This window comes from Pseudomonas sp. P1.31, from assembly GCF_001269815.1.
GTDB classification, from domain to species: domain Bacteria; phylum Pseudomonadota; class Gammaproteobacteria; order Pseudomonadales; family Pseudomonadaceae; genus Aquipseudomonas; species Aquipseudomonas rustica.
The window spans coordinates 540,801-553,265 of record NZ_LHVN01000019.1 but is presented as its reverse complement, the minus strand read 5'-3'; the positions used below and the strand labels follow the sequence as shown (position 1 = coordinate 553,265).

14 protein-coding genes are annotated in these 12,465 nt (G+C 58.1%); 5 read left to right on the top strand and 9 right to left on the bottom strand.

Going from position 1 to position 12,465, the window contains the following annotated elements; genetic code table 11:
• Positions 1–88: 88 nt before the first annotated feature.
• Entirely contained in the window at positions 89–1,150 is a 1,062-nt protein-coding gene (locus AD669_RS13210) for a nitronate monooxygenase family protein (protein ID WP_053120384.1), read from the bottom strand.
• 97 nt (positions 1,151–1,247) lie between these two features.
• Positions 1,248–3,710, bottom strand: coding sequence for a hypothetical protein (locus AD669_RS13205; RefSeq protein ID WP_053120382.1), 2,463 nt, complete (start codon positions 3,708–3,710; stop codon positions 1,248–1,250).
• Positions 3,711–3,900: 190 nt separating this feature from the next.
• Here AD669_RS13205 and AD669_RS13200 point away from each other — a divergent pair, with 190 nt between their 5' ends.
• A complete protein-coding gene (locus AD669_RS13200) occupies positions 3,901–4,884 on the top strand; it encodes an MDR family oxidoreductase (protein WP_053120380.1) in 984 nt (327 codons plus the stop codon).
• Positions 4,885–4,897: 13 nt separating this feature from the next.
• On the opposite strand, the gene ada is transcribed toward AD669_RS13200, so the two are convergent.
• From ada to AD669_RS13180, 5 genes are all read right to left on the bottom strand, one after another.
• The gene (ada, locus tag AD669_RS13195; RefSeq protein WP_053120378.1) at positions 4,898–5,965 is read right to left on the bottom strand and encodes a bifunctional DNA-binding transcriptional regulator/O6-methylguanine-DNA methyltransferase Ada; all 1,068 of its coding nucleotides are present in this window, start codon (positions 5,963–5,965) and stop codon (positions 4,898–4,900) included.
• Between the two features lie 86 nt (positions 5,966–6,051).
• Positions 6,052–6,717, bottom strand: coding sequence for a DNA oxidative demethylase AlkB (gene alkB / locus AD669_RS13190; RefSeq protein ID WP_053120486.1), 666 nt, complete (start codon positions 6,715–6,717; stop codon positions 6,052–6,054).
• A 5-nt stretch (positions 6,718–6,722) separates the two neighbouring features.
• A complete protein-coding gene (locus tag AD669_RS13185) occupies positions 6,723–7,433 on the bottom strand; it encodes a 2OG-Fe(II) oxygenase (RefSeq protein ID WP_053120377.1) in 711 nt (236 codons plus the stop codon).
• 93 nt (positions 7,434–7,526) lie between these two features.
• Positions 7,527–7,700 carry a hypothetical protein gene (locus AD669_RS28460; protein WP_156316150.1) on the bottom strand — a complete coding sequence of 58 codons (174 nt, stop codon included), beginning with the start codon at positions 7,698–7,700 and terminating at the stop codon, positions 7,527–7,529.
• A gap of 29 nt (positions 7,701–7,729) precedes the next feature.
• Entirely contained in the window at positions 7,730–8,032 is a 303-nt protein-coding gene (locus AD669_RS13180; protein WP_007946189.1) for a DUF1883 domain-containing protein, read from the bottom strand.
• A 211-nt stretch (positions 8,033–8,243) separates the two neighbouring features.
• On the opposite strand from AD669_RS13180, the gene AD669_RS13175 reads away from it, so the two are divergent.
• Positions 8,244–8,600, top strand: a complete 357-nt coding sequence (locus AD669_RS13175; protein ID WP_053120376.1) for a hypothetical protein — start codon at positions 8,244–8,246, stop codon at positions 8,598–8,600.
• Between the two features lie 71 nt (positions 8,601–8,671).
• Positions 8,672–8,902 (top strand): hypothetical protein, encoded by a 231-nt coding sequence (locus AD669_RS13170; protein WP_053120375.1) that lies wholly within the window; start codon positions 8,672–8,674, stop codon positions 8,900–8,902.
• 3 nt (positions 8,903–8,905) lie between these two features.
• On the opposite strand, the gene AD669_RS13165 is transcribed toward AD669_RS13170, so the two are convergent.
• Positions 8,906–9,193 (bottom strand): hypothetical protein, encoded by a 288-nt coding sequence (locus AD669_RS13165; protein WP_053120373.1) that lies wholly within the window; start codon positions 9,191–9,193, stop codon positions 8,906–8,908.
• 140 nt (positions 9,194–9,333) lie between these two features.
• A complete protein-coding gene (locus AD669_RS13160; RefSeq protein WP_053120372.1) occupies positions 9,334–9,522 on the bottom strand; it encodes a hypothetical protein in 189 nt (62 codons plus the stop codon).
• Between the two features lie 248 nt (positions 9,523–9,770).
• Between AD669_RS13160 and galU the strand changes: the two genes are divergently transcribed.
• The gene (gene galU / locus AD669_RS13155) at positions 9,771–10,610 is read left to right on the top strand and encodes a UTP--glucose-1-phosphate uridylyltransferase GalU (protein WP_053120371.1); all 840 of its coding nucleotides are present in this window, start codon (positions 9,771–9,773) and stop codon (positions 10,608–10,610) included.
• A gap of 264 nt (positions 10,611–10,874) precedes the next feature.
• Positions 10,875–12,392, top strand: coding sequence for an MFS transporter (locus AD669_RS13150; RefSeq protein WP_256218853.1), 1,518 nt, complete (start codon positions 10,875–10,877; stop codon positions 12,390–12,392).
• Positions 12,393–12,465 lie beyond the last annotated feature (73 nt).

Genomic DNA, 12,465 nt, shown 5'->3' with positions numbered 1-12,465 from the left:
ATAGCGAAACACTCCCCTGTGGCGAGGGGATTTATCCCCGTTGGCGCGCGCAGCACGCCCTCTTTCCAATTACTGCGAAATCCGTCCGCTACCTCACAAGTTTCGCCAACGCCCCCTCAGCCAACTGCCTCGTCAATTCCGCACTACTGACGTCCCGCCCCAGCGTAAACGCCTGACCCGCCCAAAGATTGGCAAACTGCGCATCATCCTTCGCTCGCAGCGGCATCAGCGCGCCACCAGCCAAAGGAAAGGCCGGCGCCTTCGCCGACATCGGCCCGAGTTCGCGCATCACACGGTTGAGAATCCCACGCGCCGGGCGCCCGGTGAAAATGTTGGTGACGGCCGTCTCACTTTCCTTGGCTGTACGCAAAGCCTTGTGATGCGAGGCACTGACTTTCGCTTCCGGGGTGAACAGATACGCTGTGCCGACCTGCACCGCTGACGCACCGAGCATGAACGCCGCCGCCACCCCGCGAGCATCGGCAATCGCACCGGCCGCAATCACCGGAACCATCACCGCGTTAACCACCTGCGGTACCAAAGCAAAGGTGCCGACCTGACTGCTCAGGTCATCGCTGAGAAACATCCCGCGATGGCCACCGGCTTCATAGCCCATGGCAATGATCGCGTCGCAGCCGTTTTGCTCCAGCCACACGGCTTCATCGACGGTGGTGGCCGAGGAGATGATTTTCGCGCCTGTAGCCTTGACCCGATCCAGCAGAGATTTTTCCGGCAGACCGAAGTGGAAACTCACCACGTCGGGGCGAAACTCTTCCAGCACCTCGCAAGCGGCCGCATCAAACGGCGCCCGGTTGGACACCGGCGTCGGTGCATCAAAGTCGACGCCCAGTTCGCGGTAATAAGGCTCCAGCAAATTCTTCCAATCACGCGCGCGCTGTTCATCGGCTGCCGGTGGCTGATGGCAGAAGAAATTCACGTTGAAAGGTTTGTCGGTGTGCTCGCGGATTGTTTTCAGTTCTTCACGTAACTGCTCGATGCTCAACATCGCGGCGGGCATCGAACCCAAGCCTCCAGCGTTGCACACGGCAATCACCATCGACGAGATCGTGGCGCCGGCCATCGGGGCCTGGATGATCGGCAACTCGATGCCGAACAGGTCAAGAATGCGGGTGTCTGGCCATTGGCTCATGAAAGCGGTACTCCGAACGTTGAAACGGGCAGGGACGGCTGAGCCGGTTTTTTAACAGCAAAACCGGACTCAGGGCCAGTCCGAAATTCACAAGCCGTTAACGTCGATGGAATCCGCCGCCTCCACCACCACCGAAGGAGTGATTCATGAATTGCGAGGAGTTGTGGAAGTTGTTGGTGCGCTGGTTGCCGAAATTACGCGCAGCGGAATCGCGATTGAGATTTTGCAGCTGTGGGTTGTTGTTCAGCGGCGCCGCGCGTGTGCTGCCACCACCGCCGACCATCGATTGCCAGCCACTGTCGGTTTTTTTGTAGACGTTGCCGTCGCGCCCGGCATAAACGTTGTTGCCGACCTGCGCTGCGCCACCGTTGCGGCCGTGGATAGCGCCATATTGGGTGGTCTTGCCGGTATTAGGGTTGTACACCGCGCCGCGATTGGCAGTGACCTGCGTACCAGTGCGCGTATTACCCTCTGTCAGGCGCGCGCCGGCGATAGCGCCGCCATTCGGCCCGACGACTGCACCGCTGCGGCCGGCCGCGTAATTGCCGTTGTAGACGTTGTGTACCGCGCCGCGTTGACCGGCGGCCGCCACACCGGTGCGCGAGTTGTAGGAGGAGCCGACCTGACCTGCCCAGCGATTGCCGGTCCAGGCGTTGTAACCGGCGCCGTAGCGGCTGACGGTCGCGCGGTCACCCCACTGATGATAGATATTGCCGGTGGTGCCGGCCCATCCGCCCGGGCCCCACGCCACTGCGCCGCCACGATAACCATAAGCAGCGCCGCCCCAGGCCAGTGGCGCTGGATACAAGCGCGGGCCCCAGGCGTAACCCCAACCGTAATTTCCCCACCACGGATAAGCGCCCCAGCCCCAGCCCATCGCCACGGTGCTGCCGCCCCAACTCCAGCCGAAACCGTATCCGAATGTCCATCCAGTCCACGGGGTGTAGCGGATCGCGACGCCGAAACCGTAAGTCACCGGCGGTCCGTACCAGACGCTACCGACCCACGGCGTGTACGGATAACCGGTGCCGTAAACCACGACATTAGTCACCGGATCAATATTGGAGCCCTGATAACCCGGGGTATAACCGACCACCACGGTATCGCCGCTGGACTCATAGACTTTCACGTAAGTCAGGTAATGCATCGGCGAACTCGGCGGGATCGAATAGATCACTGCCGGCACCGAGCTGGCCACGACCCACGGGCCGTTCACCGAGGTGGCGGTAAACCAGATGCCATTTTCCACGGCGTACCAACTGTTGTTGTCGACCCGGATGATCGGTGTGGCGCTGTTGACTACATATTGCAACGGCGTGGTGTTGATCGCTTTGAGCTGCGGCTCGCCATCGAACTGCGGTGCGGTCATTTTCACCGCGCTTTTCTTGATCGCCGAGGTCTGCGGAATGGTCGCGGCAATCGCCGCTTCTTTCGCCTGCGGAGTGCCGGCGACCGAGGCTTTGACGTTCTCTTTCGGGCTGTCGTCGGGAATGTTGGCGAAGTCTGCCGGCAGTTTATCCGCCGGGGTAAACGTCCATGGGCCCTTCATGTCGCTGGCGCGAAACCAGCGCCCGGAGATCAACACATAACTGTTCTGATCGCCGATTTCCTTGAAGATATGTCCGGTGGTGTTACTGACGTAGAGCAGGCCGGTGCCCTGAATCGGCAGCCATTGCGGCGCGCCATCAGTTACCAGTAACTCGGTAGGCGTGGTCGCAATGAAGATCTTCGGCTGCGGCGGTTTGGCCAGGCTGGGGATCTTGTCTTTCGGATCACTTTGCCCGGTCAGCAGATCGACCTGACGGCTTTTGATGGCGGCCTGTTTGGCTTTTTCCAGATCGGCGGGCGGTTTTGCCAGACGTGTGTAATCACCGTTGATCTGGTCTGCGACCATCCAGCCATCAAACACGTGCAGATAGTGTTTGCCTTGTTCGTCCTTGAGCAGCAGCGGGCGAGTATTGATCACTCGTTGCAGCGACGTGCCTTCCACCGGCCGATACGCCGCATCACCGTCGATGTAAACCAGCATCGCCGGGACGTCGGAACTGATGATGGTCGGCGGGTTGTTTTCCAGCGGAGCGCTGTCTGCCTTCTGTTCTGCCGACAATACGCCGACAGCGGCTTCGAGCTGATCAAGGGAAATGGTTTTCTTGCGCTTGTCGGCGTCTTTTTGCAGCGCTGCCGCCCAAGTGTCTGCTTGACTGGCATCGGCCGGGAAATCGGCTTTGATGATTTTGTATTGATCGAGCGCGACCCAACGCGTGGCCTTGTCGACCAGGGTGTGGGCGCTGAACTCGACGATGCCGTAAGTGGATTTGCCATCAGCGCCGGTAGCTTCGACAGCCGCGCGAGCGTTGAGCGTGTAACCGTCCCAACTGTCGAGTTGCGGTTGGTACACAGTCAATTTCGATTTGCCGCTGGTAATGACTTGTGGCCACGCCGGCTCACTCGGTGCTGCAGATGTTGCCGCATCAGCAGCCGGGGCAGGCGCCGCCCACGCATTGCCAAATGCCAGCAGACTGAGCATCAGCATCACTACAAGAGAACGCGGGTGAGACATCGTCAACTCCATCGACAAGGTGATTCTAGAGGGCTTGGCCAAGATCAGCAGGGTAGTCGAAAAAGCATAGACGCCGACAATGAAATTACCCGATGAAATTTAAGCCAGACACAAAGTCGAGTGTGGCAACGTGTTGCGATGTGGTATTTCAAGGCACGACATTTCAACATCCAGCCATGCGAGGGCACTCATGTTCAACGCCATTGTGATCAACAAAGACGACAGCGGTTACCGCGCCGACCTGCAGCAACTCAATGAAGATCAATTGCCCGACGGCGATGTCACGGTGCAGGTGGCCTACAGCACACTGAACTTCAAGGACGGTCTGGCAATTACCGGCAGCAGCCCGGTGGTGCGCAAGTTTCCGATGGTGCCGGGGATTGATCTGGCGGGCACCGTCGAAGCCAGTTCGCATCCCGACTATAAAGTCGGCGACAAGGTGCTGCTCAACGGCTGGGGCGTCGGCGAATCCCATTGGGGTGGTCTGGCGCAGAAAGCGCGACTCAATGGCGATTGGCTGATTCCGTTGCCCGAAGCCTTCACCGCTGCACAAGCCATGGCCATTGGCACGGCGGGTTACACGGCGATGCTGTGCATTCTCGCTCTCGAGCATAATGGCGTGACCCCGGAGCAAGGCGAGGTGCTGGTGACTGGCGCCAATGGCGGCGTCGGCAGCTTTGCCATTGCGCTGCTGAACACCTTGGGTTATCGCGTGGTGGCGTCCACTGGCCGGGCTTCTGAGCACGAATATTTAAAGCAACTCGGCGCCAGCGAAATCATCGATCGTGCAACCCTGTCCGAGCCGGGTAAGCCATTGGCGAAGGAGCGCTGGGCGGCGGTGATTGATTCGGTCGGCAGCCATACATTGGCCAACGCCTGCGCCAGTACGCGTTCCGAAGGCACCGTCGCCGCGTGTGGATTGGCGCAGGGTATGGACTTCCCGGGCTCGGTTGCGCCGTTCATTTTGCGCGGCGTGACCCTCGCGGGCGTCAACAGCGTGACTCAACCCAAGGCCCGTCGCGTGCAGGCTTGGGAACGTCTGGCCAAAGATCTGGATTTCGCCTTGTTGCCCCTGATCAGCCATGAAATCGCTTTAAGCGAGGCGATTAATGCTGCGCCTGAGTTGCTTGCCGGGCGCATTCGTGGCCGGGTGGTGGTCGACGTCAATCGCTGAGAATCAGCCGACTCTAGGACTGCGTTTCGCGATCCAGTAACAGGCGCTTACGTTCGACGCCCCAACGGTAACCGGAGAGGTTGCCGTCGCTGCGCACCACACGGTGACAGGGGATCGCTACCGCCAACCGGTTCGCACCACAGGCCTGAGCCACCGCGCGCATCGACGTTGGCGCGCCGATGCGCAGGGCAATCTCGGAATAACTGGCAGTGCTGCCCGCAGGAATTTCCCGCAGCGCTTGCCAGACTCGCTCCTGAAATGCCGTGCCTCTGACGTCCAGCGGCAAGTCGAGGCCAATGGCCGGCGCTTCAATAAACCCCACGACTTTTGCGATCAACTGTTCAAAATCGCTATCGGCACCAATCAGATTGGCGCGGCGAAACTGATCCTGCAAATCACACACCAATTGGTGCGGATCGTCCCCCAGCAGAATCGCGCAAACCCCACGATCACTTTGCGCCACCAGAATCGCCCCGAGCGAGCATTCGCCGACAGCGAAGCGGATATCGTTGTTCTGCCCGGCCGCGCGGTAATCACCGGGTTTCATGCCGAGCACCTGATCGGCTGATTCATAGAAACGACTATTGGAATTAAAACCCGCGTCATACAGCGCATCGGTCACCGAGCCGCCGTCCGCCAAGCGTTCACGCACCCTGCGCGAGCGATGCGCGGCGGCGTAACCTTTCGGGGTGAGTCCGGTAGAAGCTTTGAACACGCGGTGGAAATGAAATGGACTCAAGCCTGCTGTTTCCGCGAGGTCATTCAGCGTCGGTAACGTTTCAGACGACTCAATCTGCCGACAGGCTTGCGCCACCGTCTTCGCGTGTTGAGCGTTGACCTCCGTCTGATCTTTACCGGCGCGCTTACTCGGCCGATAACCCGCCGCTTCAGCCTCGGCAGCGCTGTCGAAAAACTCCACATTCTGTGGTTTTGGAAGGCGCGCCAGGCTACTCGGGCGGCAATAGATGCCGGTGGTTTTCACTGCGTAGACAAACTGCCCGTCCGCCCGTGGGTCGCGGGCAACGACGGCGGCCCAGCGTGGATCGTTTTCGATGTTGAGGTGGGTCGAAAGCGTTTTCATGAAGGTTAATCCGTTGGCCTGTTTGATTCAGGTTATCCAGCGCCGGCGAGGACAACACTCCGGGCCTTGCGGTCAAACTCTTAAGCTTATCCGGCTACGCGAAAGGTCAGGTTGATCCGCTGCTCACCGAGTTGTGGATGTCGACCCTGTTTGATCGGTAACACGCCATGAAAGCGCAGCCGATCGACGCCGCCCCAAATCACCATGTCGCCGTGCAGCAACGGAACACGTTGGGTCTTGTCGCTGCGGGCAAAACCGCCGAACAGGAACATCGCCGGTAAACCCAGTGACAGAGAAACGATCGGCGCGGCGTAGGCATTTTCGTCTTTGTCCTGATGCAAAGACATTTTGGCGCCGGGGATATAGCGATTGATCAGGCAGGAATCTGCCACAAAATCAGGAAAACCGGCTTGGGTGGCGGCTGAATGGGCCAATTCAGCAAAGGCCTCTGGCATTGCTGGCCATGGCGCTCCACTGAGCGGGTCGACGCTGGAGTAACGGTAGCCACTGCGATCGGTGATCCAGCCCAAAGCGCCACAACTGCTGGTGCCGACGGACATGCTGAATCCGCCCGGCGTCATCATGCTGCGCAATGGCGCGGCTTCAAGTACGTTTTCCAGTGCCGGTAGAAGTTGATCGACAACAGGCAGCGCGAAACCCCTCAGCACCCACGATTGTTCACCGATCTGGTCTGCGCGAGGCTGTTGTCGCGGTTCGTTGTCAGCGAACAGGTCGAAGTTGCTCGGTTGCATGGTGTTCACAATGCGTCGTGAAAGATGATGCCTAGGGTATGCCGATTTCCACTGTGCAGGCGACTGACGCCGTGACGCATGGTCACCCGATAGTCGCCGCGTACGCCTTTGACCGGTCGTTGGTTCACCGCGAAGATCAAGGCGTCGGCTTTTTTCAGATCCATGACGTGAACGCGTGATTGCATGCGTGGGCGCTGTTCGGTCAAAACCAACTCGCCGCCGGTGAAATCTTCGCCAGGCTCTGACAGAAGAATCGCCACTTGCAGCGGAAATAACCGTTCGCCGTACACGTCCTGATGCAGACAATTGTAGTCCTGCGGGCCATAGCGCAGTAACAGCGGAGTAGGGCGCGTCTGTTCGGCGGCGTGACATTGCTGAATAAATTCAGCGTGCGTCGTCGGAAACCGCTCGGGCAGATTCATGCGCGCTTGCCAGCGATTCGCTAGCGGCGCGAGATACGGATACAACGCTGTGCGCAGCCGTTCTACGGCTGTGGGCAATGGATAGCGGAAGTATTTATATTCGCCGCGACCGAAGCCGTGGCGGGCCATGATGACCTGCGAACGGAACGGTTCGGTCTGCGGGTACAAGTCACTCAAACGATCACACGTCTGGCCAAGCAGCAGGGAGCGGATGATGACAAAACCATCCTGATCCAGTTGCTGCTCCAGCGCTGACCAGTCGAGCGAATTCAGTCGGGCAGGGGACATTGGCATGCTGATTCCTGGACGCAAAGTCGAGGTGATCAGGCTAGACACATCCCTGCGGCAGAACACTCCGCCGCTTGCGATCGAATTCGCAGCGGCGCCTTACAACGCTTTGCTGACGCTGATTTCGCTGATCACATCTTCGCTGTCATGTAGGGCATCGAGTGCAGCCTTGGCTTCTTCGGCGGTGCCGTTTTCCAACTGCGCGAACTCAAAGCGGCGTTCGCCATTGAGCTTGTACTTGATGACGTATTTGGTCGTTTGGGCCACGTTCATGCTTACCTGTGTGCGTTGGCGGGATCGGCTCAGCTCAGTTTGGTGCTGGAGCGGCGGATGATCTTGATCGAGTGCGTCAGGGTCGGCTTGCGGGTCACGCTGATCGGGCGGCGGTTGACGGTGTCGATGGTGATGTTCCAGAAACCGGTGCTCGGTGCGGTGATGCGGGCCGGAAACGTGTCGAAAGCGCCGCCGTGGTAGGTGTGACGGCCGCCGTTCTTGAAGCTGCGGAAGTTGGCGTCGTTCATCAGACGGATGTTGCAGGTTTGCGAGCACTGGATGACGACGATGTCGTCTTCGTTGAGGTGCTCGCGCTGGTGAATAAATTTCATGGGCGCCTCCAGAAGGGCTTTTTCTACAAAATCAAAACGATAGCTTGTCGATTGGGCGCAGTTTATCAGCCCGCACGGGTTATTATCTGGCCGTCGGGCGTTGGTTTGACAATTTTGAACAGATATTCGCGATTGGATGCAGGTTAAATGCAGAAGACCTCGGAGAAAAACGGCATTTGTGCTGTCGGACGGTCTTTAAAGGAGGATTTGTATGAAGTGGGGTGTGGTGTGTCTGCCGTTGGTTTTGGCTTTGGGTGGTTGCGCGAATGTTTCTGAAATCAACGAAACGCTGCCGACCATGAGCGTGATCTCTGGCAAGAAGCCCCATGAGTATGCGCAGTGCCTGGCGGAAAAGCTGGCTGACAGCCGTGGTGCGCTGCAGGTGCAGCCGAAGAAGGACGGCGTCCAGGTGATCGTCCCGGGCAAATTGTCGACGGGTGCGGCAGCGGTGTTTGACATCGAAGACCGCTCCGGCGGCAGCAGCATCAAGCTGCACGAGCGCATGTCCAATGTGCCGGTACGCCCTCGTGATGTGCGTAACGCGGCCAACGCCTGCATCTCTGGCTGATAGACTAACCGTCATCAGCATCAATGCCGCCACAGTCATGCTGTGGCGGCATTTTCATTTCTGGAGTCGCGATGAAGCGAGAGCAAGTGCGGGAGCGCCATGCAGAGGGCCTTATCTCTGCCACCCATGTCATCCAGAACCCGGCGAACTCGGGTGAATGGATTGTCTTTTTCAAGAAAAGCGCCGGTCGCAGCTATTTTCTGGTCGACGATAACGACGAAGTCGAATCGTTCAGCAAACTCGATGACTTGATCGAAGTCGTGCGCGGCCTCGGGATCAAGTTCGCCGAAATTCACATGTAGCGATTATTTGCAGACCACCACGACGCTGCGGGTTTTGTAGTTGCCGACGTCAACGCCCAGCGTTTTGTCGCTCTCTTTTGGCTGCGGTGTGCCGTCGGTGCCAACGATGCGGTAGCCGGTGCCGGCGCAGGAGGCGTCAGCCTTTTCATAGCAGGTGGCCCAGGAATTGGCTTCGCCGGAGCAATCGATGGTCAAACCCTGTTCACCGGTTTTCAGGTACGTCGGCTCAGAGGTGGCGCAGCCGGCCAATGCCAGTACTGCAATCAGTGGCAAAAAATTGTTTATGTTCATAGGTGTCGTCTTCAGCGAGTAGGGGGACTAGACGCTCTGACAGCGCCGGCGTGAAAAGGTTATAGCGATTGGCCACTTGTTTGCACGTGGACACAAAAAAGCCCTGCGTATTGGCAGGGCTTATGGCGTAACGCGGTCAATCAGTCTTGATTTTTGCCGCGACGCTTAGGCGCAGGAGGGGTGTAGTCGAGCACCGAGGCCACCTCAATCGCCATTGCTTCGGTAGGTAGCGGCCCGGAAACATCCTCGCCATTGGTGGCAGTAATGTGCCATTGGCCATCTTTGCCCTTGCCGACGGTGTACCCGTTGATGATTTTTGGTTCGGCCATCTATCTGTCTCGTTCGCTGTTTCAAAGGCGCCATGATACCGGCAAATGCTGGCGCTGGGTGATGATGCGCGTATGGTGGTAGATTCTTTGAGCTACGCTGATTTCGCTGCTCGATGATGCCAGCGGAACTATCCGCCAGAATATTTCTCTATGATGGCATCGGTTAGCCAGCGCGGGGCATTGTAAGGTGCACGCCGCCTGATTAGACTGCGCCGAAACTCGTACACACAGCCTTTTCAAGGACTTATATGATCAAGAAATGCTTGTTCCCAGCAGCCGGTTACGGTACTCGCTTCCTGCCAGCGACTAAAGCCATGCCTAAAGAAATGCTGCCGGTGGTAAACAAGCCACTGATCCAGTACGGCGTTGAAGAAGCTCTGGACGCTGGTCTGACGGAAATTTCTATCGTTACCGGTCGTGGCAAACGCGCTCTGGAAGACCACTTCGACATCAGCTACGAGCTGGAAAACCAGATCAAAGGCACCGACAAAGAGAAATACCTGGTCGGTATCCGCAAGCTGCTCGACGAGTGCTCGTTCTCCTACACCCGGCAAACCGAAATGAAAGGTCTGGGCCACGCGATCCTGACTGGCCGTCCGCTGATCGGTGACGAACCGTTCGCCGTGGTACTGGCGGACGACCTGTGCGTCAACCTTGATGGCGACGGCGTCCTGACCCAGATGGTCAAACTGTATAAGCAGTTCCGCTGCTCGATCATCGCCATCCAGGAAGTTGATCCGCAGGAAACCAGCAAATACGGCGTAATCGCTGGCGAGATGATCCGCGATGACATTTACCGCGTTCACAGCATGGTCGAGAAGCCAAAGCCGGAAGACGCTCCCTCGAACCTGGCGATCATCGGTCGTTACATCCTGACCCCGGACATCTTCGACCTGATCGAGCAAACCGAGCCAGGCAAAGGCGGCGAGATCCAGATCACCGACGCCCTGATGAAACAAGCCCAGAACGGCTGCGTCATGGCCTACAAGTTCAAAGGCAAGCGTTTCGACTGCGGTGGTGCTGAAGGCTACATCGAAGCGACCAACTTCTGCTTTGAGAACTTCTACAAGACTGGCAAGGCTTACTAAGAGCGCTTGATCCATTTGTAGCACCTTCGCACGATGTCATTTGTGTGAAGGCCAAAAAACGCCCCGACCGGTTCGGGGCGTTTTTTTGTGCCGAAAAAAGACACGGTCTCTGACCTTGTTCTTGGGATGCAAACTGAAACAAATGAGCGTTTGTCAGAAGGTGTATTCACTGCTGAACTGACGGGCTCTTGCCAGGGATGAGTGCAGGAGAGGCGTTTCACGGCATTGCCGTGGAACCATTTTTGGCAATAAGGAGAATTGCCCGTGGTGTTGATAGCAAAGCCTGCAAGTAAAACGCGCTGGATGAGTCTTGCGGTTCTGATGCTGCCAGTGTTGCTGGTGACCGTTGACAACACGGTGTTGGGATTCGCACTGCCAAAAATCGCCGAAGCGTTGCACCCAACCGCTAGTCAGCAACTGTGGATGATCGATGCCTACTCGTTGGTGCTGGCAGGTTTGCTGGTGTCGATGGGCAGCTTGGGTGACCGGGTCGGGCATCGAAAATTACTGCTCGCGGGATCCTTCGGTTTTGCTGTCGTTTCTGTTTTGACTGCCTATTCCGAAACAGCCATGCAACTGATCATCGGGCGTGCCTGTATGGGTATTTTCGGCGCAATGCTGATGCCCTCGACTTTAGCGTTGATACGCTGGGTGTTTGAAGATCGCGACGAGCGCCGACTGGCCGTGGCGATCTGGGCGACAACATTGACGGTGGGTTCGGCGTTAGGGCCTTTGGTCGGCGGGGTGCTGCTGGAGTTCTTTGATTGGGGCGCCATTTTTCTATTGGCGGTGCCTGTGCTGATACCGTTATTGGTTTTGGGGCCGCTGTTTCTGCCTGAGTCGGAGCGGGATGCGTCAGGGTCGCTGGATCCAGTGAGCATTGTGCAATCGATGGTCGCGTTGGGAGCTATTGTTTACAGCGTCAAGCGTGGCGCCAGTGACGGTATCGACGAGGTCGTGTTGATCACGTTTCTGATTGGACTGTTAGCAGGCTGGATGTTCGTGCGGCGTCAGTCGCGCCTTGCTGAGCCGTTGATGGACTTGAGCCTGTTTCGCAATGGCGCTTTCAGCAGCTCAATTCTGATCAATCTGATGAGCCTCGCCTTTCTAGTAGGTTTTGTTTTCTTCACCACTCAGTACTTGCAGATCGTTCTGCAGATGTCGCCGCTGAGTGCGAGTCTGGCGCTCGTGCCCGGGCAAATCATGGCGATCATCGTCGGGATGGCTGTCGTGCCGATTGCGAAACGTGTGCCTGTGCATGTCCTGATTCCAATCCTGACTGGATTCGCCGGCGCGGCGTTTCTGTTGGTGGCGAGCATGGGCGGCAGTCTGGCGGTATGGGTGGCAGCGTTCGCCTTGCTAAATATCGGGGTGGGCGCGATTACGACAGTGACCAACGATGTGATTTTGTCTGCCGCGCCGCCGGCGAAGGCAGGCGCAGCCTCCGCAATCAGTGAGACCGCGTATGAAGTGGGCGTCGTGCTGGGCACTACACTGCTTGGCGGTCTGGTCACGGCCTACTATCGCGGCGCTTTGCAACTGCCGGCCTTCTTGAACGACATTCAGTTTATGTCGGCGAGCGCGACGCTCTCCGGCGCACTTTCTGTCGCCGCCGGGTTATCCGCTGAGCAAGCGCAGACGCTGATGTCGCAAGCGGCGTTGGCGTTTGAGGGTGGTGTGGGGCTGGTGTCATGGGCCGCTTTCGGCCTGGCGCTCGTTGCGATGCTGATCACCTGGCGCACCTTGCGGATACCTGAAGCTATGACGGTGGAGGATTCTTAGCGTCGTTAATGCAGGGCAAACCCGTTGGAGACTTGCTCAATGAGCGTCGGCAGGTATGCTGTTCACCTGCCGA

Coding starts and splice junctions, on each gene's coding strand:
- galU (WP_053120371.1), top strand. CDS start 9,771: ATGATCAAGAAATGCTTGTTCCCAGCAGCCGGTTACGGTACTCGCTTC.
- AD669_RS28460 (WP_156316150.1), bottom strand. CDS start 7,700: ATGAACGTGGCCCAAACGACCAAATACGTCATCAAGTACAAGCTCAAT.
- alkB (WP_053120486.1), bottom strand. CDS start 6,717: ATGCAACCGAGCAACTTCGACCTGTTCGCTGACAACGAACCGCGACAA.
- AD669_RS13160 (WP_053120372.1), bottom strand. CDS start 9,522: ATGGCCGAACCAAAAATCATCAACGGGTACACCGTCGGCAAGGGCAAA.
- AD669_RS13180 (WP_007946189.1), bottom strand. CDS start 8,032: ATGAAATTTATTCACCAGCGCGAGCACCTCAACGAAGACGACATCGTC.
- AD669_RS13210 (WP_053120384.1), bottom strand. CDS start 1,150: ATGAGCCAATGGCCAGACACCCGCATTCTTGACCTGTTCGGCATCGAG.
- AD669_RS13200 (WP_053120380.1), top strand. CDS start 3,901: ATGTTCAACGCCATTGTGATCAACAAAGACGACAGCGGTTACCGCGCC.
- AD669_RS13175 (WP_053120376.1), top strand. CDS start 8,244: ATGAAGTGGGGTGTGGTGTGTCTGCCGTTGGTTTTGGCTTTGGGTGGT.
- AD669_RS13185 (WP_053120377.1), bottom strand. CDS start 7,433: ATGCCAATGTCCCCTGCCCGACTGAATTCGCTCGACTGGTCAGCGCTG.
- ada (WP_053120378.1), bottom strand. CDS start 5,965: ATGAAAACGCTTTCGACCCACCTCAACATCGAAAACGATCCACGCTGG.
- AD669_RS13170 (WP_053120375.1), top strand. CDS start 8,672: ATGAAGCGAGAGCAAGTGCGGGAGCGCCATGCAGAGGGCCTTATCTCT.
- AD669_RS13165 (WP_053120373.1), bottom strand. CDS start 9,193: ATGAACATAAACAATTTTTTGCCACTGATTGCAGTACTGGCATTGGCC.
- AD669_RS13205 (WP_053120382.1), bottom strand. CDS start 3,710: ATGTCTCACCCGCGTTCTCTTGTAGTGATGCTGATGCTCAGTCTGCTG.